The sequence below is a fragment of the Bradyrhizobium sp. CCBAU 45321 genome, from assembly GCF_028128975.1.
Lineage (GTDB): Bacteria > Pseudomonadota > Alphaproteobacteria > Rhizobiales > Xanthobacteraceae > Bradyrhizobium > Bradyrhizobium yuanmingense.
Genome location: NZ_LFKZ01000131.1, coordinates 575,720 through 597,715 on the forward strand (window position 1 = coordinate 575,720; position 21,996 = coordinate 597,715).

Sequence of the window (21,996 nt, forward strand, 5' to 3'; positions counted from 1 at the left end):
ACCCGCATGTGCCGCTGGATCGCATACCGGGGCGAAACCACCTCGTTCGAGCCTTATGTCACCGAACCCGAGCATTCGCTGATTGCGCAGAGCATCCGCTCGCTTCAGTCCACGGCGGGCTCGAACGGAGACGGCTTTGGTCTCGGCTGGTATGGCGAGCACCCCGAGCCGGGCCTTTATCGCGAGACGCGCCCGGCGTGGTCGGACGAAAACCTGCGCTACCTCTGCCGGCATCTGCACTCGCATCTGTTCTTCGCTCATGTGCGTGCCGCAACCGGCACGGCCGTGACGCGGCAGAATTGTCACCCCTTTGCCTGCGGGCACTGGATGTTCATGCACAACGGGTTCGTCGGCAGCTGGAATCGGCTGCGGCGCAAAGTCGAGGCGCTGATTCCCGATGCCTACTATCCGTCGCGGCTGGGCACAACGGATTCGGAAGCCGTGTTCCTGGCCATGATGGGGGCCGGTCTCGAGCACGATCCGCTCGGCGCGACACAGTCCGTGCTGCAATCGCTCCTCGGATTCGTCAATGAAGGCGGGCTTCGCGAACGGCTGCGCTTTACCAGCGCGATTGCCAACGGCCGCGACCTCTACGCATTTCGGGTCTCGGTGAACGATGCCGCGAACACGCTCTACTTCCGCGAGGACGGCGGGCAAGTCATCGTCGTCTCCGAGCCGTTCGATAAGGAATCGGACTGGGCGGAAGTCCCGCCGAACCACGCCCTGATCGCGCGAGCGTCCGAAGCCGTCAAAATTGTTCCGTTCGACCCTGCAATTTCTAGTACATCGGGTGCGGAACCGGCCGCAATCAGACGGATTATCGCCCGCAGGTAGTGACCGCGCCGGTGGCTAATGACATTTGCTTCAGACGTTTCAAAGCTGCTGCGTCTTGCCCCCTCCGAGGACAAGCAGCATGTCGTCATCCGTTCTGCCGGCGGCGGCGGCAATCCGGCGGAATATTCCTTCGGCATCGAGGAGGAATACTTCCTCGCTGACCGCCGCAGCTTCGAGGTCGCGATCCGCACGCCCAACGAGCTGTTCGAATCGGCAAACTGGTCGACCGGCGGCCAGGCCATGCGCGAGATGCTGCAATCGCAGCTCGAGGTCGCAACCAACGTTCATGTCGACGTGAACGACGCGCGCGAGGAGCTGCGCTTCCTGCGACGCGAGGTCGCGAACGTCGCTGCGCAGTACGGCTTCGTGATCATGGCCTGCGGCACGCACCCGAGCGCGGTCTGGCGCATGTCGCAGCCGAGCCCGAAACCGCGCTACGAGGAGATGATCGAGGATCTGCGCAGCATCGGTCACCGCAACATGATGTGCGGCATGCATGTGCACGTGCAGTTGCCGGATCCCGAGAAGCGCATGGCGGTGATGCGGGCGATGCTGCCGCACCTGCCGTTGTTCATCGCGCTGTCGACGTCCTCGCCGTTCTGGAATTCGCACAAGACCGGATTGAAGGGCTACCGCCTCGCGGCGTATTCCGAGCTGCCGCGCACCGGCCTGCCCGAATTGTTCGAAGGCAAGCAGGATTTCGACGCTTATGTCGGCGCGTTGCAGCGCTCCGGCGTGATCCCGGACGAAAGCCACATCTGGTGGGCAATGCGCCCCTCCATGAAGCATCCGACGCTGGAGCTTCGCGCGCCCGACACCTGCACCTTCGTCGACGACGCGGTTGCCATCGCCTCGCTCTACCGCTGCCTGACGCGGCATCTCTATCTGCGCCCTCAGCTGTCCCGGGAGGTCACTGCGGTCGAGCGCGCGATCGCGGTCGAGAACAAATGGCGCGCCCAGCGCTACGGCACCGACTGCATCTTCGCCTCCAAGGACGGGCCGGTGACGATCTCGGAGCTGCTCACCGGGGTGATCGACGACATTGCGGAGGACGCAGCCGCACTGAACTGCTCCGCCGAGATCGAACACTGCCGCACCATCGTTGCGCGCGGCAGCTCGGCGGAATTCCAGCTTCGCGCCTATCGCGACAGCGGCGACGACATCGCAGCCGTGTCACAATGGATCGCTACCTCTACGCTGTCGGGAACGAGCGCGCCTGTGCGTCGCAGCGCTCCTGCGCCGTCATAGCGCCCGCGCAAGCTTGCGCGACGAAAATGCCATTCCTGAAATTACGGCGATCGTTGGAGAAGCGCATGAATCGCACCACACCCTGCAACGGCTGCGGCCATGCGCTTGTCCCGATGCTGACGGCCCACGGTCACACGGAGCCGAGCTGCCTCTGGTGCGAAGGCTTCGACGCGCGCGCCATGGACATGGCGAAATGGGCAGGCAGCCCGTCCGGCAAGCCCGAGCCGGCGCTTCCGCGATCATTCGACTGAACCGTGCCGGGCGCCCGTCGCGGGGGCCGGCTGCATGCGCTTTTGCAGGGCATGCCGACAAATTAGACAAGACAAGCCGCTGCGCCCACTGACGGCTTGCCCGGACAGGTCGGGCGAGTTCGGCGCCACCTATTGTCTAACCTCAGGTGCAATCTCGATTATTTGCGCGTCGCGTGCAGCCGGCGGACCAGCGCGCCGCATTGCGCTCCGGCTGGCCTGAAATTCGCAAGACAGCATCAGGCCAAGTCCCTGCCCGGCCACGATGAGGAGCGGCCAGTCACGTGCGCTCGGCTTCCGGGATGAATGGCCTCAGATCGGAGAATGCCATGAACGTGCATGCTGCCGGAGACATCAAATTCACCGGGCTCACCCATCCGAACGGCGCCCGGCTGCGTCTCAACGATCAGGACTTCGTGGCGATCGATCGCGACAAGAATGCGAATTTCGAGGCGACCTACCGGCCGCAGGCGCTCTACAACCGCGCCAACGAAGGCTTCCACGCCAACAACGAAACCTTCCTGCTGCACGAGGTCGCCACCAATCTGCCGATCTACCGGCCCGACACCGGCCCCACCGACTTCCATTTGCATCTGCCGCCGGGCGGCTTTCAGCTCGTGCTGGTCACCTCGGGCGCGTTCACCTTCGACTATGACGGCCGCTGGTACAATGTCGGCCCGGGCGCGGTGATGCTGCAAAGCGCGATCGTGCATCGCCAGCTGTTCTACACCTGGTCGGGCCTGTCGACCGAAGAGAATTTGAAGACGCCGCAGACGGTGGTGCCCGATCCGATCTCGATGGGCTATTCCGGCAAATTCCTCGAAGCCTTCATCACCGATCCCACCACCTTTCCGAACCCGACCATTGTCGGTCCGGATCAGATCAATGAGGACGAAACGCCGCGCGTGGCCTGGAGCCATCCGCTGCATGACCGCCCGGCCGATGCCGGCTTCTGGCTTCAGGATCCCCTGGCGCTCGACGCGCTGTTCAAGCCGCTCACCGATGGTCCTGTCAGATCGGCGATGCCGGTTTACGTGCGCGATATCGGCATCGAGATTCCGAGCGGGCGTCTCGTCACCGGCCACATCATCGCGACCGACCCGCGTGGCCACGCGCTCTTGCCGAAGAGCACGTCTGCCGCGGCGGACGCGACCTGCTTTGCGAAGGGCGAGGTCGTGATCTATCGCGTCATTCGCGGCACGGCCGAGTTCAAGAAAAAGTCCGGCGAGAGCTTTGAACTCTCTGCCGGCGACGTGGTGACGGCGGGCAAGGATTCCATCAGCCTGATCGGCGTCGGCGAAAACACCCAGGTCCTCCGCCTCGGCCTGCTCAAGGGCATGAACGAGCTGCGCAGCTGGACGGCGACGCAGCGCGACGAGATCGACGGCCTTGCCGGTCAGATCATTACGCAAAAGGACGTGCGTCCCCTGCGCACGGAAGGCAAGCCGGTCGGGTATTTGTACGGCTAGGCGGCTCGCAGTTAGGCGCCCGAGGCCTTCTGACGCAGAACTGGTACTTGGAGCAGCAGGCCGCGCGACAAGGATGCCTGATGCCCCGAGTTACGTAACGCCTCTGTAAGTGCTCCAGCTCGCAAGTCGCTTTGCTGTGTCGACGATCTCCTCTGGAGCCGTGATTCCGAGCTTCGCCAACAATCGCGCTCGCTGTTCTGCGATTTGCTTGCAGCTGCCTCCAAGCCGGACAGCGATCTCCGCGTCTGTTTTCCCGGCGGCCAGGCGCCTAAGAAAGCGCTTCTCGTGAGGGCTGAGCAAAATGTCGGTCATTTGCCTCTTGTCGTGTCTCGTGACTCCTCCGCTGCGACGGCGGTCAGAAGTTCGAACGGCCCTTCTTCGATAGTCGCGAGCGTCGGGCACGCTAGTTGGCAATCAAAAGGTTAGGGCGAGGACAGAAACGGCTGCGATTGTGAATATGCTGGCTGACACGGCGAGCACAAGATAAACACGGTATCGCATGGATTACATTTCCACCTGCCCGACAAACTTACATCGAACTCCTGCGGGCAAAGGTCCAAAAGTGAACGTTCGGCCTCACCGCGCAGAGTTGGCTTGCGCTCGCTGGGCCTCGATCCGCTCGCATTCGCGAACAGGTTCGGGATGCCATCTGCCGATGCGGGTGCTGCATGCGCAAGGTTGCCTCTGCCATCCCTACCAGGCAGTCATCATCGATCGTGGCCTGGCCGCGCTCCGCTGCATCAACGAACATTGGCAGGTTCTTTTCCGAATGCTTTCGCGCCTCCCGCTGTTGCGCTGGCGGGTCCATGGCCGAAGTTTACTTCGGAAGGCATTCGACGTTGTATGCGATGATGATCTGCGTTGGATCGGCTTTCCCTAGGCTCTTCAAATCTTCCAAACCGCTTCTAAGCTTGGCTCCGGCCTCGCTCAAGCTGCCTTCAAGTGTAGTCTTGGCCCTCCGGCATCGCTCCTCACTCGTGAACTCCTGGAACACGACGGTTGGGAGGAGCCTCCATTCCGCCTTGTCACTGGTGGCGGCGGGGCTGACTGAGTAGGAGAAGACGTACATCAGGACCCACATCCCCTTCCTCCTTACGTGATGCGCGCTGCTAGTTGGCCCCTCGACTGAGCCGCTCAAGTGCTGTCGCCAATTGATGTAGATCAATTCCCTGCGGTTCTGATTGTCAAAATGGAGCTCAGGGAACAGTCGACCTTTGGGGCGATAGGCATGAAACGCTGGATGGGGCTTCTCATTACAATGCTCGTATTAGCTGGATCATGCTCAAGCGAAGCGGCCGCCGTACGGATCGCATACGATCCCGGCGGAAGGATCGGAAAATATATCGATCGTTATGAGCGGCTGCGCGCTTCAGGTCGGGACGTAATGATCGACGGTTTCTGCGCATCTGCCTGCACGATTGTCTTGGCGACCTTGCCCTCGAACAGGATTTGCGTCACTTCACGTGCAGAACTCGCGTTTCACGCCGCTTGGGACATTGGGCATCGCGGGCAGCCCGTGACAAACCCCGGCGCGACGCGCATGATTTATTCGATGTATCCGGGGCCGGTGCGTCGCTGGATAGCCCAACGCGGCGGGTTAACGCGGCGAACGATATTTCTTAGTGGAGGCCCGCTGCAGGCCATGTATCGCTCGTGCCCCGTCTGAGCCAGCAAGCGAGAGAAGCTTCTTGGACGCTTGGCTCAGGGCAAGACTGACGGGCAAATGCGAAGGCACCGCGAAGAAGATTGCCCCTATTCGCAGCGGTCGCTGAGAGAGCGAGGGGCACGGCCGCCCCGCTCCCTCGCTTCTCTCAATACTGATACGGATATTGACCAGGGCAGACGTAGCTGCCGTAGGCATCGTAGTAGCAACCGCTGTTGTAATTGTTGTAGTACCCGTAGGCTCCCGCGGCCGCGGCGGCGCCTACAGCGGCAGCACCGTAACCCCAACCCGGCCGATAATAGCCGCCACCGTATCCCGGGTAACCCGCGATCGGTCGTCCCGGCCGGCCGGCGATTGGACGACCTGGATAGCCTGGACGTCCTGCTATTGGGTGCGAAGGCCGTGGACCTCCGGCCACTCGATAGCCCCGACCACCGTGGATGCGTCCTGCATGAACGGCGCCGCCTCGAACGTGGGCTGCCCTCATGCCGCCACCATGAAAGCCCCGCGCGCTCATGCCGCCGCCGTGAAAACCTCCCCCACCGCGAAAGCCGCCACCTCCACCGCGGCGTGCAAATGCATCATCAGGAACAAGGCTGGCCGCAACGAGGATCGCGGCCGCAAAGCCGATCAGACTGTATCGAACCATAGCATCCTCCCGGGTAGTGAGGTGCCGGCGACTGCTGTCTTCAGAATTGAATGCTCGCGCCAGCGGCACCGGAGGCAATCAATTCTCTTCCAGCACCTTGCGCACTTGATTTAAGTCAATTGAGCAAGGCCGCACCCGATCGATGGCGTGTTCCCGACAGGAACTTCCAAGCTCGCATTGCTCAGGAAAATGGACGGAGGTGCGGAACCGCATCATGCGGATCACGGGCATGCTTGCCCGCCTCCTCGCGGAGCGACGGGAGACTAAGCAGAGCCGCTCGCCTCTACTCCGCCGCCTGCCGCACGTGCCGTGCGGTCGGGGTGCGCATGGTGACGAGTTCTTCGGCCGCGGTCGGATGCAGCGCGATGGTCGCGTCGAAATCGGCCTTGGTCGCCTTCATCTTCACCGCGATCGCGACCGCCTGCGTGATCTCGGCGGCGGCATCGCCGACGATGTGGCAGCCGAGCACGCGATCGGTCGCGCCGTCGACTACGAGCTTCATCAGCACGCGGGTGTCGCGCCCGGACATCGTCGCCTTGATGGGCCGGAACGTCGTCTTGTAGATGTCGACGTGGCTGAATTGCGCGCGCGCCTCGGTTTCCGTCAGGCCGACCGTGCCGACCTCCGGCTGCGAGAACACCGCCGTCGGGATATTGGCGTGATCGACCTGCACCTCGCGCTTGCCGAACACCGTGTCGGCGAAGGCATGGCCCTCGCGGATCGCGACCGGCGTCAGGTTGAAGCGGTGGGTGACGTCGCCGATGGCATAGATGCTGTCGACCGAGCTCTTGGAGAAATGGTCGACGGCGATGCCGCCGTTCGCGGGATTGATGGCGACGCCGGCATTCTCCAGGCCGAGATTGGCGACGTTCGGATGGCGGCCGATCGCGAACATCACCTGGTCGGAGGCGAGGCTCGAGCCGTTCGACAAATGCGTGGTGAAGTCCTCGCCGTGGCGGTCGACCTTGGTCACGGTGCAGCCGGTGAGGATGGTGATGCCATGCTTCTCCATCTCGGCGCGGACATGGGTCCGGACATCCTCGTCGAAGCCGCGAAGAATGTTGTCGCCGCGATAGATCACCGTCACATCGGAGCCGAAGCCGGCGAAGATGCCGGCGAACTCCAGCGCGATATAGCCGCCGCCCTGGATCACGATCCGCTTCGGCAGCCTCGCAAGATGAAACGCCTCGTTGGAGGAGATCACGTGCTCGATGCCGGGGATCGCCGCGCCATGATTGGGCGCGCCGCCGGTGGCGATCAGGATGTACTTCGCCGTGACCTTCTTGTCGTTCTCGAGCAGGCGGACGGTGTGCTTGTTCTCGATCACCGCGCGGCACTTGACGATCTGCGCGCCTGATTTCTCGACATTGGCGGTGTAGGCCGCCTCCAGCCGCGCGATCTCCTTGTCCTTGTTGGCGATCAGCGTCGGCCAGTCGAAGCTCGCGGGCGGAACGGTCCAGCCGAAGCCGGCGGCGTCCTCGAGCTCCTGACGGACATGCGAGCCGATCACGAACAGCTTCTTCGGCACGCAGCCGCGGATCACGCAGGTGCCGCCCATGCGGTACTCTTCCGCGATCATGACGCGGGCGCCGTAGCCGGCCGCGATGCGGGCGGCACGTACGCCGCCCGAGCCGCCACCGATGACGAAGAGGTCGACGTCGAAATCAGCCATTGTCCACTCCGACCCCTTTTCAGGAACGACCTTCCAGATAGGTGCGCTCAGATCTCCTTGCCACGCTTGCGCATCTCGGCACGGAAGGCGCCCATCACGGTTTCCGAGAAGCCCTGGGCCCAGGTGTTCATGAACGCCATGCTCTGCCCGATCGCGCGCGGCTCGGCCTCGATCAGCTTTTTACCCAGGGGCGACTTGTAGAAAACGACGAGGTCCTTCAGCTCCTGCTCGGTGAACTCGCTGGCATAAATCTGCGCCATGCCTTCGCCGATCTCGTTCTGGCGGCCGTTGAGCTGCTGGGCCACGATCGGGGCGACCTCGTTGAGGTCCTTCTGGTAGTTCAGGTTCTGCTGGATCAGCGCGCCCTTGGTCTTCTCGACCATGCCCGGCACCGCGCCCGCATACATCGCGGCGGCGTTCTTGATCTGCAGAATTTCCTTGGCCGCCGCGATCGCCGCGGGCGAAGCCTTCGGCTGGGCCGGCGCCGCGGGGGCCTTCTGGCCCGCCTGCTGCGCCACGGCCGGGGCGGCCGAAACGGCCAGTCCCGCAGCGAGAGCCGCAGCTGGCAAGAATTTCAAGACGTTCTTCATTCCTGGTCTCCTTTCGGCTTGCGCCGTTCAATCACGCGGATTCCGCCGCCGCTCGCCAGAACGGCCGAGCTGGCCAAGCCGATGAACAGCCCGTGCTCGACCACACCGGGAATGGCGCTCAACGCCTTGGCGAGACCGGGAGGATCCGTAATACGTCCGAGCTGGGCATCGACGATCCAGTGGCCGCCATCGGTGACGAAAACGTGGCCGTCCTTGGCCTTGCGGACCGCCATTTGCCCGGAAACGCCGCATTCGGCAAATGCCTTTTCGATGGCGCGGCGCGTCGCACCGAGCCCGAACGGGATGACCTCGACCGGCAGCGGAAATTTGCCGAGCGTCGGCACCCATTTGCTGTCGTCGGCAATCACGATCATGCGGTCCGAGGCGGCCGCCACAATCTTCTCGCGCAACAGCGCGCCGCCGCCGCCCTTGATCAGATTGAGCTCGGGATCGATCTCGTCGGCGCCGTCGATCGTGAGGTCGAGATGGTCGATCTCGTCCAGCGTCGTCAGCTTGACGCCGCAGCGTTCCGCATCGGCCCGCGTCGCCTCGGAGGTCGGCACGCCGATCACCTTGAGCCCGGCGGCAACGCGCTCGCCGAGCAGCTCGACGAAGTGCTTGGCGGTCGAGCCGGTGCCGAGCCCGAGCTGCATGCCGTCGCGCACCTCCTCCAGCGCACGCGCCGCAGCCTGCCGCTTCAACTGGTCCATGGTCACGTGCGCGCCCGCCTTGTGTAGTCTCGAACATGCGGCCGATTCCGGCCGGTTTCGGGCGCCTATGTAGCCTCGTTTTTCCCCGGAGAACAGGGTCTGGGAACAGGCCTATAAGGTGATCTTATGGGCCCGCCCCTTGCGCGGATAGGACCGGGCCGGTAGCGCTGGGGAATCATGACCTCCTTCAAGACGACGTCCCCTCACACCATCGTCTTCGATCTCGACGGCACGCTGGTGGATACGGCGCCCGACCTGATCACGGCCCTCAATTACGTGCTCGACCGCGAAGGCCTGCCGCCGGTGCCGATGGCCTCGGCCCGCAACATGATCGGCGCCGGTGCCCGCAAGCTGATCGAGCGGGGGCTGGAAGCGGAGGGCCGCACCGTCACGCCCGCGGACATGGACCGGATGACCGCGAATTTCATCGCTTATTACGCCGACCATATCGCGGTGGAATCCCGCCCCTTCGAGGGTCTCGAGGCCGCGCTCGACCAGTTTTCGGCGCAAGGTCACCGCCTCGCGGTCTGCACCAACAAGCTGGAATGGCTGTCGAAGCGCCTGCTGGACCAGCTCGACCTCAGCCGCCGCTTCGCGGCGATCTGCGGGGCGGACACTTTTGGCGTCCAGAAGCCCGATCCGACCATTTTTCGCGAGACCGTGGCCCGGGCCGGCGGCGACGTGAAGGCCAGCATCATGGTCGGCGATGCCGGAACCGATGTCGGTGTCGCCCGGCGGGCCGGCGTGCCCGTGATCGGGGTCAGCTTCGGCTACACCGACGTGCCGATCGCCGAGCTCAAGCCGGACCGCCTGATCCACCACATGCGCGACCTGCCGGCGGCCGTTAGCAGCCTAATGACGGCAAAGATTACGACAACACATTGATAGAACTAAAGTTTTTAGCAGAAAAGTCCGGCATCCCGAGGATTATCCACAGGGCCTTCCCCGCGCCGCCATGGGCGCGAGCATATCTCGGCTTGCCAACGGGCCGAGGCCGACGCCGGCTTTGCGCGGAACCGGTTGCAAACCACACCCGACGAGCCGACGCAGCATTCCACGCGCGGCCACGCCAGGGCCGCACCCACGTATACCACCCGATTGTCCTAACCGCGTCCGATGCTTAGATTGCTTCGAGCGCACCGCTGAAGCAGAGGTGCGCCCCGTCGCCGTAAAGTGACAAGGCATTTGCTATGAACGGACTTCCTGCGAGCCCCCGCGCCGCGCTGTCGAGCGCGATGACCGATCCGTTCGGGCGGACCATCACCTACTTGCGCGTCTCCGTTACCGACCGCTGCGACCTGCGCTGCTTCTACTGTATGTCGGAAGACATGACGTTCCTGCCCAAGGCGGACCTGCTGACGCTGGAGGAGCTCGATCGGCTCTGTACCGCCTTCATCGCCAAGGGCGTGAAGAAGCTGCGCCTCACCGGCGGCGAGCCCTTGGTCCGCCGCAACGTGATGTCGCTGGTGCGCTCGTTGTCGCGGCATCTGTCGAGCGGCGCGTTGAGCGAGCTGACGCTGACCACCAACGGCACCCAGCTTGCGAAGCACGCGCGGGAGCTCGCCGATTGCGGCGTCCGCCGCATCAACGTCTCGCTCGACACCCTCGATCCCAAGAAGTTTCGCGAGATCACCCGCTGGGGCGAGATCGACAAGGTGCTGGAGGGCATCGAGGCCGCGCGCGCCGCAGGGCTTGCTGTGAAGATCAACGCCGTCGCCCTGAAGAACCTCAACGAGGACGAGCTGCCTTCGCTGATGCGCTGGGCCCACGGCAAGGGGATGGGCCTGACGCTGATCGAGGTGATGCCGATGGGCGAGATCGGATCGGGCCGCATCGACCAATATCTGCCGCTGTCGCTGGTGCGCGCCCGCCTCGCACAGCAATTCACGCTGACGGATCTGGCCGAGACCACCGGCGGGCCGGCACGCTATGTCAGCGTCGCCGAGACCGGCGGCAAGCTCGGCTTCATCACGCCGATGACCCATAATTTCTGCGAATCCTGCAACCGTGTGCGCATCACCTGCACCGGAACGCTGCACACCTGCCTCGGCCACGAGGATGCCTCCGATTTGCGCAAACCTCTGCGTGCATCCGGCGACGATCTATTGCTTGCGGATGCGATCGACCGCGCCATCGGCCTGAAACCCAAGGGCCACGACTTCATCATCGACCGCCGCCACGACCGTCCGAGCGTTTCCCGGCACATGAGCGTCACGGGCGGCTAACTCCGTACAGTTCCGGCCTTATTCCCCTTAACTATCAACAAACTTCCGATTGACTGACGGCACGCCCGCTGGTTTGGTGCGGCGGCCTCATGCCTGCGCGGCGAGACAAGCCACGCGCCATCTCGGCGCAGTCAAGACGGCCGGGGCACAATCGGGGGAGGACCTATCGTTGCAAGCGCTCCTTAAGTTGAGCAGCAGAATCGACGCGTTCACGCGCTGGACCGGCAAGCGTATTGCGTGGCTGATCGTGCTCGCCGTTATCATCTCGGCAGTCAACGCGATCATCCGCAAGACGTTCGACACGTCGTCCAATTCGTGGCTCGAGCTGCAATGGGTGCTGTTCAGCATCGTCTTCCTGCTCTGTTCGCCCTGGACGCTGCTCGACAATGAGCACATTCGCATCGACATCGTGAACAACACGCTGCCGAAGAAGGCGCGCAACGTCATCGACGTCGTCGGTCACGTGTTCTTCCTCACTCCGATCTGTATCGTCATGATCATTACCGGAGTGCCGTTCTTCCTTCGCTCCTTCCAGATCAACGAACAATCCGGCAATGCCGGCGGCCTGCCGCAATGGCCCGCCAAAGCCCTGATCATGATCGGGTTCGCGTTCCTGCTGGTGCAAGCCATCTCCGAGCTGATCAAGCGGATTGCAGTGATGCGCGGCTTGATGCCGGACCCGCACGAATCACAGGTGTCGGCGCTCGAAGCGGAAGTCGAGCATCTCGTCGAAGCGATCGAGAAGAAGTAGCCGTTGGCGACGGTGTAGGGGGGAATCCATGACCGCATTCATCATCGCCAATATGGCGCCCATCATGTTCGTGTCGCTGGTCGTCATGCTGCTGCTCGGCTATCCGGCGGCATTCTCGCTCGGCGCCGTCGGCCTGTTCTTCGCCATCATCGGCGTCGAGCTCGGCCAGTTTCACCCCGACTTCCTCCAGGCCTTGCCGGAGCGCGTCTATGGCGTGATGAACAACGACACGCTGCTCGCGATCCCCTTCTTCACCTTCATGGGATTGGTGCTGGAGCGGTCGGGCATGGCCGAGGACCTGCTCGACACCATCGGCCAGCTGTTCGGCACGATCCGCGGCGGCCTCGCCTATGCCGTGATCTTCGTCGGCGCGCTGCTCGCTGCGACCACCGGCGTGGTCGCGGCATCCGTGATCTCGATGGGCCTGATCTCGCTGCCGATCATGCTGCGCTACGGCTATGATCGCCGCGTGGCCGCCGGCGTCATCGCCGCCTCCGGCACGCTCGCGCAAATCATTCCGCCCTCCCTCGTCCTGATCGTGATGGCCGACCAGCTCGGCAAGTCCGTCGGCGACATGTACGAAGGCGCCTTCATCCCGGGCCTCGTGCTCGCCGGCCTCTACGCGCTCTACGCCTTCCTCGTCAGCATGATCTGGCCGAAGGCGACGCCCGGCCTGCCGAAGGACGCCATCGGCTTCCGCGAAGACAACGGCGATCGCGGCCTCGTTTCGCTCGGTGTGCTGTTCCTCGCGAGCTGCGCATTCGGATGGTTCATGATGCGCAGTTCAACCACTCGCGGCGCCGATTACGTCGTGCTCAGCATGTTCTACGGCATCATCTTCGCATTCGCCGTCGCCGTGCTGAACTGGGTGGTGGATAAGCTGACCGGATTCCGTTTCCTCTCCAAGATGGCGCAGCAAACCACGTTCGTGATGGTGCCGCCGCTGTTCCTGATCTTCCTGGTGCTGGGCACCATCTTCATCGGCATCGCCACGCCGACCGAAGGCGGTGCGATGGGTGCCGCCGGCGCCCTCATTCTAGGTGCCGTGAAGCGGCGGCTGAGCTGGGACCTGATCCGGCAGGCCACGGAATCGACCGCCAAGCTGTCGGCCTTCGTCGTGTTCATCCTGGTCGGCGCCCGCATCTTTTCGCTCACCTTCTACGGGGTCAACGGTCACGTCTGGGTCGAGCATCTGCTCACCTCGCTGCCGGGCGGCCAGATCGGCTTCCTGATCTTCGTCAACGCGCTCGTATTCGTACTGGCCTTCTTCCTCGACTTCTTCGAGCTGGCCTTCATCGTGATCCCGCTGCTGGGACCGGCGGCCGAGAAGCTCGGCATCGACCTGATCTGGTTCGGCGTCATTCTCGGCGTCAATATGCAGACCTCGTTCATGCACCCGCCGTTCGGATTCGCGCTGTTCTATCTCCGGTCCGTCGCGCCGAAGGAGCGATACACCGATCGGGTCACCGGCAAGCGGATGGACCCCGTCACCACCGGCCAGATCTATTGGGGTGCGGTGCCCTTCGTCGTCATCCAGATCATCATGGTCGGCCTCGTGATCGCGTTCCCATCGATGGTGATGCACTACAAGGGCGTGCAGACGAACATCGATCCCTCTACGATCAAGATCGAGGTGCCGCAGATCGAGCTGCCGCCGCTGGATCTCGGCCCACCGCAGAAGTAGCGGGAACAAGGCTCGCCGTCATGCTCCGCTATCGCGGCGCATGACGCGCCTCGGCGCGTGACAAGCAGCGAAATCGGAGGCATACCGGCCGTCCCCCCACCCCGCATGGATGGCCGCTCATGCCCCGATCGCACCCCTCTTCCACGTTCTTTGGAACGTTGATCGCCTCACTCTGGCTGTCTGCCGCAACGCTGGTGCAGGCCGAGCTGGTCGCCGACGTCCATGCGCTGGCGCAGAAGGAACAGCAGCCGCTGCTCGACACGCTGCGCGATCTCGTCAACATCGAATCCGGCAGCAAGGACATCGAAGGCCTGAACCAGATCGCCGAGCGCATTGCCGGTCAGCTCAAGCAACTCGGCGGCACGGTGGAGATCCTGCAGCCGACTGACATCTATCGCCTCGACGACACCCCCGAAAAGATCGGGCCGGCCGTGCACGCCGTGTTCAAGGGCACGGGGTCCAAGAAGATCATGCTGATTGCCCACATGGACACGGTGTACTTGAAGGGCATGCTGAAGGACCAGCCGTTCCGCATCGACGGCGACAAGGCCTACGGGCTCGGCATTGCCGACGACAAGCAGGGCATCGCGCTCATTCTCCATACCGTGGCATTGCTGCAGAAGCTGAACTTCAGGGATTACGGCACGCTCACAGTGCTCACGAACGGCGACGAGGAGATCTCCTCGCCCGGCTGGCGCAGCACCATCACCAAGCTTGCCTCGGATCAGGACGTGGTGTTCTCGTTCGAGGGCGGCGGCACCGACGGCACGCTGCGCCTCGCCACCAGCGGCATCGGCTCGGCCTATCTTACCGTGCATGGCAAGTCGTCACATGCCGGCGCACGGCCCGAAGGCGGCGTGAATGCGCTGTACGAGCTCTCGCACCAGGTGCTGCAGATGAAGGACTTGTCCAAGCCCGAGCAGGGCCTGAAGCTGAACTGGACTGTGTCCAAGTCCGGGACCAACCGCAATGTGATCCCTGCCGAGGCCACGGCCCAGGCCGACGCACGTGCGCTCAAGGTGTCCGACTTCGACGAGTTGCAGAAGGCGCTGCAGGACAAGATCAAGAATCGCCTGCTGCCCGATTCCAGGGTCGAGCTGAAGTTCGAGGTGCGGCGCCCGCCGCTCGAACCCAGCGAGGCCTCGCGCCGGGTGGCGGCCTATGGCAAGACGATCTATGGGGAGATCGGACTGACCCTCAAGGTCGACGAGAAGGCCATCGGCGGCGGCACCGACGCGGCTTTCGCCGCGCTGCAATCCAAAGGAGCGGTGGTGGAAGGCATGGGATTGTCGAGCTTCGGCGCGCACTCCAACGACGCCGAATATGTGCAGATCGACAGCATCGTGCCGCGGCTTTATCTGACGACGCGCATGATCATGGACCTGTCCACCGGCAAGCTGAAATAGCGGCTCCGCGTCTTTCCTTCTCCCTTGTGGGAGAAGGTGGCGCGAAGCGCCGGATGAGGGCTCTCTCTCGGCGAATTCAATTGAGAGTGAGACTCGCGGAGAGAACCCCTCACCCGTCTCGCCGCTACGCGGCGCGCCACCCTCTCCCACTAGGCAGCACTAAGGCATTTGAAGTTCTTCGCTGCGGCCATCCTTCGAGACGCCCGCTTTAGGCGGGCTCCTCAGGATGAGGACGGAGTGCGCGGCAGCCGTTCAACGGGCACCGACCCTGATTAGCCTCATCCTGAGGAGGCGCGTCAGCGCCGTCTCGAAGGACGAGGCGTGCGCGCAGATCGCCGCCACAAGTCATATGCGATTGCCCTGCACAACAAGGGGAGAGGGTAAAGAGGTAGTTTTGTTCGCCAGCCGAAACCGCAGCGTGAACTCCGCACCGCCGCCGGGGAGGTTCTGCACCGCGACCGTGGCGGCGTGATCGTCCGCCACGGCGCGCACGATCGAGAGTCCTAGCCCCGCGCCGTCACTGCGCCGGCGGTCGGCGCGCCAGAAGCGCTGGAAGATCAGCTCGCGCTCAGCCTCCGCAATCCCCGGGCCGGAATCGCGCACGCGCACCGAACCGTCCTCCCCCACCTCGACCTCGACGGTGGTGCCCTCCGCCGTGAACTTGATGGCGTTTTCGGCAAGATTGAACACCGCGCGCTGCAGCATCTCCGAATTGCCGTGGATCAGGACCGGCGCGTCGGTGCCCTTCAGCGCGATGTCCTTGCGTTGGGCAATCGCGAACGGGGCGATCGAGCCGACCACCTCGGCACAGACGGCGCGCAAATCCGCGGTCTCGCCGGGATCGAGCACCAGGGTGTCGAGCTCGGCGATCTCCAGCAGCTGGGCGACGATCCGGCTCATGGCCTCGATGTCGGCATGCAGCGCCTGCCGTTCGGCGCCGTCGCCGAGCGTCTCGATCCGCGTGCGCAGGATTGCGAGCGGCGTGCGCAATTGATGCGCGGCATCCGCCGTGAACTGCCGCTGCACGCGAAAGCCGGCCTCGAGGCGGTCGAGCGCCTGGTTCACGGCGGTGACCAGCGGCACGATCTCGCGCGGAATCCGCGCCGTCGGCAGCCGGATATCGGTGCGCGCGGGGCCGATATTGCTGGCATCCTGCGATGCCTTCCACAGCGGCGCGATCGCGCGGCGGAAGATGATGATGTCGGTGGCAAGCAGGACCAGGAGGATGGGGATGGTGATCCAGCCGACCCGCCGGAAGAAGTTCGAGATGATGTCGTCGATGATGACGTCGCGGTGCGCGAGGTCCTCGGCGACTTGAATGCGCACCGTCCTGCCGGCGATGTCCCGGGTGACGCCGGCGCCGGAGATGGTCTCGGAGAAGCGTGATGGCGCCGCAGCGGCGGAACGCCGGTGCGAGGAGAACAGCGATCTTCCGTCGGAATCGCGAATGTCGAACTGGTAGCGGCCGTAAGCGTCCGAATAAAGACCCTTGAGGCTGTCGGGCAGGTTGAAGGTCAACGTGCCGTCCGGCTGCGCGACGATGCGCTCCGCCAGCACCTCGGCCTGCGCGCGCATGGCATCGCGATGCAGCTGGTCGATCTCGGAGTTGAGTAGCCAGAACAACACCAGCGGCAGGAAGATCGCGACCACCGCGACCGCGACGATGTGCAGGAACACGATGCGCGAGATCAGCGATTTGAAGGTCAGCGATCCGGCACGGCCCGCGGCGGGCACGTTATTTCTCCTCGGTCATGAGATAGCCGACGCCACGGATAGTATGGATCACAACCTTGGCGCCGTGCTCGGTCAGCTGCTTGCGCAACCGTGACACGTAGACCTCGACCGCGTTGGAGGCGACCTCGCCGTCGAGCCCGAAGATGTGGTCCTCGACGTTCTTCTTCGGTACCACCCGCCCCTGTCGGCGCAGCAGGATCTCGAGCACCGAGGTCTCGCGCGCGGAGATAATCCGCGGCTGGTCGTCGACGAAGATCTGCCGGCTCTCGGTGTCATAGACGAGGTTGGCGAGAGTGAGCGAGCGGCCGAGCAACTGGCCGGGGCGGCGCAAGATGGCCTCCAGCCGCGCCACCAGCTCCTCCATCGCAAACGGTTTTGCCAGATAATCATCGGCGCCGCTGCGTAGGCCGGTGACACGGTCCTGCAAGCCGCCGCGCGCAGTCAGCACCAGAACCGGCAGCGGCTCCATCTGGTGACGCAACTCGCGCAGCACCGACAGGCCGTCGCCGTCGGGCAGGCCGAGGTCGAGGATCATCGCGGCATAGCTGACGCTGTTCACCGCCTCGCGCGCCTCGGCCGCGCTGCCCACGATGTCGCTCTCATAGCCGGCTGCGGCCAGCCCACCAGCCACGAGCCGCGACAGCTCCGCATTGTCCTCGACGATCAGAAGCCGCATCGCATATCCGCTGATAGCCCGGTGTCATCGTACGGCTCGCGCCGCATCGGTGCTCTCTTCCACCATTCCGAGCGCATCGGCCAGCGAAAAAGCGTACGGCTGACCAGTCAAGGGGTACGCTGCCCCTCGAAGGCCGCTCTGAGCGCAGCCAGCTGGTCGTCCGTTGCTCCCAGCTCTGCCTCGGCCCGACTGGCCGTCAAATCCACATAGGCGATTGGCTGATCAAACTGGCACGCCGTGAAGTCGTACCGCTCGCTTCCGATCCGGTTGTAGAAATGATCGCCGGCGGGAAGAGGCGTCTTCAGCAAGTCGCCGCCGAAGAGCTCGTGAACGAGCAGCGAGGTGACGTTGCATTGTCCTGCCGCCGGATTGCTCGCCGTCCATTGGCTGGCCGTCGACAGCGACCACGCCCGGCGCAATGCGCTTTGAACTTGATCGGGATCGAAGCTCATCGGATCCCCTGGGCCTGGCAGCCGAGCCGCAATGCGGATTCTGCGATCATCGGCTTCTACCACTGTTTTGCCCGACGCATCAAGCGGGAGTTCGGTAATTCAGCAGAAAGCTTGCGCTGCGCCGCCAAGTCATTGATAAACCTGTCCCCGTCTACTGTGCATGGGGTTGTTTTGCAGCTTTTGTTTGGACGCCCTTCGAACGCCGAAACGACAGCGTCCCGGAGCCATGGCTCCGGGACGCTGCATGCAAAGGGCGATCAACTTTGCGAGCGCCGCGCCATGAAGATGTCGTAGCCGACCTCGGCGACCTGGAACCAGGAATAGCCGTCGCTCGTGAACTTGGCGAGCGAGTCGTTCACTTTCTTGAAGTTCGGGTTGGTCGCAGCGACTTCGGCGTGCAGCTCCTTGGCGGCCTTGTAGCAGGCATCCATGATCGCGGGCGAGAAGGCGTGCAGCTTGGTGCCGCCCGCCAGCAGCTTCCTCAGCGCCAGCGGATTGGCGTTGTCGTAGCGCGCCATCATGTAATTGTTGGCGTAGTGGCCGGCCTGCTCCAGCACGCTCTGGTAATATTTCGGCAGCGCGTTCCACTTATCGAGGTTGACGAAAGCCATCAGCATCGGACCGCCTTCCCACCAGCCGGGATAGTAGTAGTGCGGCGCGATCTTGTAGAAGCCGAGCTTCTCGTCGTCATAAGGCCCGACCCATTCGGCGGCGTCGATCGTGCCCTTCTCCAGCGCCGGATAGATATCGCCGCCGGCGAGCTGCTGCGGCACCACGCCGAGCTTCTGGAGCACGCGGCCGGTGAAGCCGCCGATGCGGAACTTCATGCCCTTGAGATCGTCGGGCGTGTTGACCTCTTTCCTGAACCAGCCGCCCATCTGGCAGCCGGTGTTGCCCGCGAGCAGCGAGATGACGTTGTAGCCCTTGTAGAACTCGTTGAGCACGTCGCGGCCGCCGCCCAGCATGTACCAGGCCTGGTTGATGCGCATGTTGGGACCGAACGGCACGGCCGAGCCGAAGGTGAAGGTCGGGTCCTTGCCGAAATAATAATAGGACGCGGTGTGGCCGATCTCGCAGGTGCCGTTCTGCACGGCGTCGAGCACCTGCAGGCCCGGCACGATTTCGCCGGCCGCGAAGATCTGGATCTGGAATTTGTTGTCGGTCGCCTCGGCGACCATCTTGCACATCATCTCGGCGCCGCCAAACAGCGTGTCGAGCGATTTCGGCCAGCTCGTCGGCATGCGCCATTTGATTTCCGGCAACGACTGCGCGATCGCGGGAGCCGCGAGCGTGGCGGCGCCGGCCGCACCAAGTCCTGTGACCTTGATGAAGTCTCTTCTCTTCATGATTTCCTACCCTGATGGATCTAATTGTGGAGCCTTCTTTGCGAGGCTTGCCGACAGCATGGAACATCACGGGACCGAATGCCATCCCGATTTCACTGCGGCAAAGAAAAAGCCCGGCCTCGCGAGCGAGGCCGGGCCTTTCCGGTCTTACGACCTAAGCCGTAGATCAGCCGCGGGTGCGCGAGCGGATCATGAAGCTGTCGTAGGTATATTCGGCAACCTGCCACCACAGATATTCGTCGGAGCGGTAGGCCTGCATGGCTTCGATCGACTTCTTGAAGTCGGCGTTCTTGCCGGAGACCTCGGCCCACAGCTCGTTGGTCGCCTTGAGGCAGGCTTCCAGCACCTCGTTGGTGAACGGACGCAGCTGGGTGCCGCCAGCGACCAGGCGCTTCAGCGCCGCCGGGTTCTGCATGTCGTACCGCGCAGCCATCCAGCTGTTGGCGGTCGCCGTCGCGTTGGTGAGGATCGCCTGGTAGTTCTTCGGCAGCGCATTGAACTTTTCCAGGTTGGCGAAGGCGTGGACGGTCGGACCGCCCTCCCAGAAACCCGGATAATAGTAGTACTTGGCGACCTTGGCGAAGCCGAGCTTCTCGTCATCATAGGGGCCGACCCACTCGGCGGCGTCGATCGTGCCCTTTTCCAGCGCGGGATAAATGTCGCCGCCAGCGAGCTGCTGCGGCACCACGCCGACCTTCTGCAGCACCTGGCCGGCGATGCCGCCGATGCGCATCTTGAGGCCGGAGAGGTCGGCAACAGTCTTGATCTCCTTGCGGAACCAGCCGCCCATCTGGGTGCCGGTGTTGCCGCACGGGAAGCCGATCACGTTCGACTTTTTGAAGAACTCGTTGGCGAGCTCGTTGCCGCCGCCCTGATAGAGCCACGAATTCTGCTGGCGCGCATTGAGGCCGAACGGCACCGAGGCGAAGATCGCGAAGGTGGGGTCCTTGCCGACGTAGTAGTACGACACGGTGTGGCACATATCGACCGTGCCGTTCGAGGTCGCATCGAGCGCCTGGAGGCCGGGGACGATTTCGCCGGCGGCGAACACCTGAATCTGGAACTTGTTGTCAGTCATCTCGGCGACGTACTTCGCCACCTGCTCGGCGCCGCCATAGATGGTGTCGAGCGACTTCGGGAAGCTCGAAGTCAGGCGCCACTTCACCTCGGGCGAGGATTGCGCGATCGCCGGCGAGGCCACCGCGGTCGCCGCCGCGCCTGCTGCCGACACTTTGAGAAAATCACGACGCTTCATCTTCAGGTCTCTCCTTGCTGGGGCGTTTCCCCTTGACTTCTCTTCTTGCCGCCGCTCGTTCCGGCGACGCGTTGAGGGCGCGTCGAACCGAAGGGGCTTGACTGCGGGGGGCCTTTAACACGGCCAGCCCGGTTTCGGAACGCGACAATGGCATGACGGGGCTCTACGAAAGTCGCATGTCCCGGAGCCTGCCGCGGCGACCCCATTCAGGCGGCGGCGATGACACCCTTGAGCTGGTCCCGGACCTGGCCGGCAATGGCGCGGTAGATCGCCGCATGAGGGCCGTCCGGCTCGCTGTCGACCACGGGATTGCCGGCGTCCGAGGTGGCGCGAATCGCCATGTGCAGGGGGATCTCGCCCAGGAATGGGACGCCGAGCTTCTCGGCCTCGTGCCGCGCCCCGCCATGGCCGAAAATATCCGACTTGGTGCCGCAATGCGGGCATTGGAAGTAGCTCATATTCTCGACGATGCCGAGCACGGGCACGTTGACCTTCTTGAACATGGCAAGTCCCCGCCGCGCGTCGATCAGGGACAGGTCCTGCGGGGTCGAGACGATCACGGCGCCCTTGAGCGGCACGTTCTGCGCCAGCGTGAGCTGGGCATCGCCGGTGCCCGGCGGCATGTCGACGACCAGCACGTCGAGCTTGCCCCATTCGACGTCGCGCAGCATCTGCGTCACCGCCGACATCACCATCGGGCCGCGCCAGATCATCGCGGTCTCCTCCTCGACCAGGAAGCCGATCGACATGATCGCGAGCCCGAAGCGCCGAAGCGGAATCATCTTGCGCTCGTCGTTCAGCTCCGGCTTGTCGCGCAGGCCCGTCAGGCGCGGCACCGAGGGGCCGTAGATATCGGCATCGAGCAGCCCGACCTTGAGGCCGAGGTCGCGCAGGCCGAGCGCCAGATTGAGCGCCGTGGTCGACTTTCCGACGCCGCCCTTGCCGGAGGCGACCGCGATTACGGCGGCAACGCCGGGAATTTCCGATTGCCGCGCCATCGGCGACCCACCGCCCTGCGGCGGCTTGTGGGCATGGGCCGGCTGCACGCCGGGCGCGCCGCGGCTCGGCTGCGGGGGTGGCGGCGGCGCGGAGCCCGGCTTGCGCTCGGCGGTCAGCGCCACCATGACGGTGGTGACGCCGGGAATGCTGCGCACGGCGGCTTCCGCTTCGGCCCGGACGGATTCCCAGGCCCTTGCCTCGGCGGCGTCGACATTGATCGAGAAGAACACCTTGCCGTCGGAGGCGCTGATCGCGCTCAGCACATTGGCATGGGGGAGCGCGACCCCGCGGGGCGACTGGACCCTGGCGAGGCTATCGAGAACCTGTTGCTGCGTCACGCTCAAAGCGCATCTCCTGCAGTTGAGGATGCCCCATTAGAGCGGAA

At 64.0% G+C, this 21,996-nt stretch carries 24 protein-coding genes; 11 read left to right on the top strand and 13 right to left on the bottom strand.

The genetic code is table 11. The annotated features are described in order from the left end of the window. The first annotated feature begins 6 nt into the window (after positions 1-6). The 4 genes from ACM43_RS38350 to ACM43_RS38365 all read left to right on the top strand — a co-directional run bounded on the left by ACM43_RS38350 (position 7) and on the right by ACM43_RS38365 (position 3,799). Positions 7-834, top strand: coding sequence for a class II glutamine amidotransferase (locus ACM43_RS38350; RefSeq protein ID WP_271547234.1), 828 nt, complete (start codon positions 7-9; stop codon positions 832-834). 18 nt (positions 835-852) lie between these two features. Beyond that, positions 853-2,082: a carboxylate-amine ligase gene (locus tag ACM43_RS38355; RefSeq protein ID WP_271547235.1), complete on the top strand. Its 1,230-nt coding sequence runs from the start codon at positions 853-855 to the stop codon at positions 2,080-2,082. A gap of 65 nt (positions 2,083-2,147) precedes the next feature. Next, positions 2,148-2,333, top strand: coding sequence for a hypothetical protein (locus ACM43_RS38360; protein ID WP_128262302.1), 186 nt, complete (start codon positions 2,148-2,150; stop codon positions 2,331-2,333). A 326-nt stretch (positions 2,334-2,659) separates the two neighbouring features. Continuing rightward, positions 2,660-3,799 (top strand): hypothetical protein, encoded by a 1,140-nt coding sequence (locus ACM43_RS38365; RefSeq protein ID WP_157282335.1) that lies wholly within the window; start codon positions 2,660-2,662, stop codon positions 3,797-3,799. 90 nt (positions 3,800-3,889) lie between these two features. Here the strand turns inward: ACM43_RS38365 and ACM43_RS39025 are convergent, their stop codons facing one another. Both ACM43_RS39025 and ACM43_RS38370 read right to left on the bottom strand, forming a co-directional pair. Next, on the bottom strand, positions 3,890-4,111 hold the full coding sequence (locus tag ACM43_RS39025; RefSeq protein WP_157282336.1) for a LuxR C-terminal-related transcriptional regulator: 222 nt from the start codon (positions 4,109-4,111) through the stop codon (positions 3,890-3,892). 505 nt (positions 4,112-4,616) lie between these two features. Next, on the bottom strand, positions 4,617-4,880 hold the full coding sequence (locus tag ACM43_RS38370; protein ID WP_271547236.1) for a hypothetical protein: 264 nt from the start codon (positions 4,878-4,880) through the stop codon (positions 4,617-4,619). A gap of 147 nt (positions 4,881-5,027) precedes the next feature. Between ACM43_RS38370 and ACM43_RS38375 the strand changes: the two genes are divergently transcribed. Next, positions 5,028-5,465, top strand: coding sequence for a hypothetical protein (locus tag ACM43_RS38375; RefSeq protein WP_271547282.1), 438 nt, complete (start codon positions 5,028-5,030; stop codon positions 5,463-5,465). 145 nt (positions 5,466-5,610) lie between these two features. On the opposite strand, the gene ACM43_RS38380 is transcribed toward ACM43_RS38375, so the two are convergent. Next, complete coding sequence (locus ACM43_RS38380; protein WP_442869369.1) at positions 5,611-5,979, bottom strand: hypothetical protein; 369 nt, start codon at positions 5,977-5,979, stop codon at positions 5,611-5,613. Here ACM43_RS38380 and ACM43_RS39030 point away from each other — a divergent pair. Further along, positions 5,914-6,225, top strand: a complete 312-nt coding sequence (locus ACM43_RS39030; protein WP_198399658.1) for a hypothetical protein — start codon at positions 5,914-5,916, stop codon at positions 6,223-6,225. The genes ACM43_RS38380 and ACM43_RS39030 overlap by 66 nt on opposite strands. Here ACM43_RS39030 and ACM43_RS38385 read toward each other — a convergent pair. The 4 genes from ACM43_RS38385 to rpiA are packed head-to-tail and all read right to left on the bottom strand — an operon-like array spanning position 6,190 to position 9,089. After that, on the bottom strand, positions 6,190-6,342 hold the full coding sequence (locus tag ACM43_RS38385) for a hypothetical protein (protein WP_246732165.1): 153 nt from the start codon (positions 6,340-6,342) through the stop codon (positions 6,190-6,192). The two genes, ACM43_RS39030 and ACM43_RS38385, sit on opposite strands and share 36 nt — an antisense overlap. A 52-nt stretch (positions 6,343-6,394) precedes the next feature. Further along, entirely contained in the window at positions 6,395-7,783 is a 1,389-nt protein-coding gene (gene gor / locus ACM43_RS38390) for a glutathione-disulfide reductase (RefSeq protein ID WP_157282339.1), read from the bottom strand. Positions 7,784-7,830: 47 nt separating this feature from the next. Next, positions 7,831-8,373: a DUF2059 domain-containing protein gene (locus ACM43_RS38395; RefSeq protein ID WP_271547238.1), complete on the bottom strand. Its 543-nt coding sequence runs from the start codon at positions 8,371-8,373 to the stop codon at positions 7,831-7,833. After that, positions 8,370-9,089 carry a ribose-5-phosphate isomerase RpiA gene (gene rpiA / locus ACM43_RS38400; RefSeq protein ID WP_271547239.1) on the bottom strand — a complete coding sequence of 240 codons (720 nt, stop codon included), beginning with the start codon at positions 9,087-9,089 and terminating at the stop codon, positions 8,370-8,372. The genes ACM43_RS38395 and rpiA overlap by 4 nt, the downstream gene beginning before the upstream one ends. Before the next feature lie 171 nt (positions 9,090-9,260). Here rpiA and ACM43_RS38405 point away from each other — a divergent pair, with 171 nt between their 5' ends. The 5 genes from ACM43_RS38405 (at position 9,261) to ACM43_RS38425 (ending at position 15,149) form a co-directional block, all read left to right on the top strand. Beyond that, positions 9,261-9,968 carry an HAD family hydrolase gene (locus ACM43_RS38405; RefSeq protein WP_271547240.1) on the top strand — a complete coding sequence of 236 codons (708 nt, stop codon included), beginning with the start codon at positions 9,261-9,263 and terminating at the stop codon, positions 9,966-9,968. Between the two features lie 305 nt (positions 9,969-10,273). Further along, entirely contained in the window at positions 10,274-11,308 is a 1,035-nt protein-coding gene (moaA, locus tag ACM43_RS38410; protein WP_271547241.1) for a GTP 3',8-cyclase MoaA, read from the top strand. A 169-nt stretch (positions 11,309-11,477) separates the two neighbouring features. After that, positions 11,478-12,059, top strand: a complete 582-nt coding sequence (locus tag ACM43_RS38415; protein WP_271547242.1) for a TRAP transporter small permease subunit — start codon at positions 11,478-11,480, stop codon at positions 12,057-12,059. Between the two features lie 28 nt (positions 12,060-12,087). Continuing rightward, positions 12,088-13,743, top strand: a complete 1,656-nt coding sequence (locus ACM43_RS38420; RefSeq protein ID WP_271547243.1) for a TRAP transporter large permease — start codon at positions 12,088-12,090, stop codon at positions 13,741-13,743. Positions 13,744-13,862: 119 nt separating this feature from the next. Next, a complete protein-coding gene (locus tag ACM43_RS38425) occupies positions 13,863-15,149 on the top strand; it encodes a M20/M25/M40 family metallo-hydrolase (RefSeq protein ID WP_271547244.1) in 1,287 nt (428 codons plus the stop codon). Positions 15,150-15,494: 345 nt separating this feature from the next. Here the strand turns inward: ACM43_RS38425 and ACM43_RS38430 are convergent, their stop codons facing one another. The 6 genes from ACM43_RS38430 to ACM43_RS38455 all read right to left on the bottom strand — a co-directional run bounded on the left by ACM43_RS38430 (position 15,495) and on the right by ACM43_RS38455 (position 21,955). Continuing rightward, entirely contained in the window at positions 15,495-16,883 is a 1,389-nt protein-coding gene (locus tag ACM43_RS38430; protein ID WP_271547245.1) for a sensor histidine kinase, read from the bottom strand. A gap of 1 nt (position 16,884) precedes the next feature. Next, positions 16,885-17,559: a response regulator transcription factor gene (locus ACM43_RS38435; RefSeq protein WP_157282346.1), complete on the bottom strand. Its 675-nt coding sequence runs from the start codon at positions 17,557-17,559 to the stop codon at positions 16,885-16,887. A gap of 107 nt (positions 17,560-17,666) precedes the next feature. Then, positions 17,667-18,011, bottom strand: a complete 345-nt coding sequence (locus tag ACM43_RS38440) for a YunG family protein (RefSeq protein WP_271547246.1) — start codon at positions 18,009-18,011, stop codon at positions 17,667-17,669. 257 nt (positions 18,012-18,268) lie between these two features. Beyond that, positions 18,269-19,357, bottom strand: a complete 1,089-nt coding sequence (locus tag ACM43_RS38445; RefSeq protein WP_271547247.1) for a TRAP transporter substrate-binding protein — start codon at positions 19,355-19,357, stop codon at positions 18,269-18,271. A gap of 166 nt (positions 19,358-19,523) precedes the next feature. Beyond that, positions 19,524-20,612 (bottom strand): TRAP transporter substrate-binding protein, encoded by a 1,089-nt coding sequence (locus ACM43_RS38450; protein WP_157282349.1) that lies wholly within the window; start codon positions 20,610-20,612, stop codon positions 19,524-19,526. Positions 20,613-20,818: 206 nt separating this feature from the next. Further along, entirely contained in the window at positions 20,819-21,955 is a 1,137-nt protein-coding gene (locus tag ACM43_RS38455; RefSeq protein ID WP_157282350.1) for an Mrp/NBP35 family ATP-binding protein, read from the bottom strand. Between the last annotated feature and the right edge of the window lie 41 nt (positions 21,956-21,996).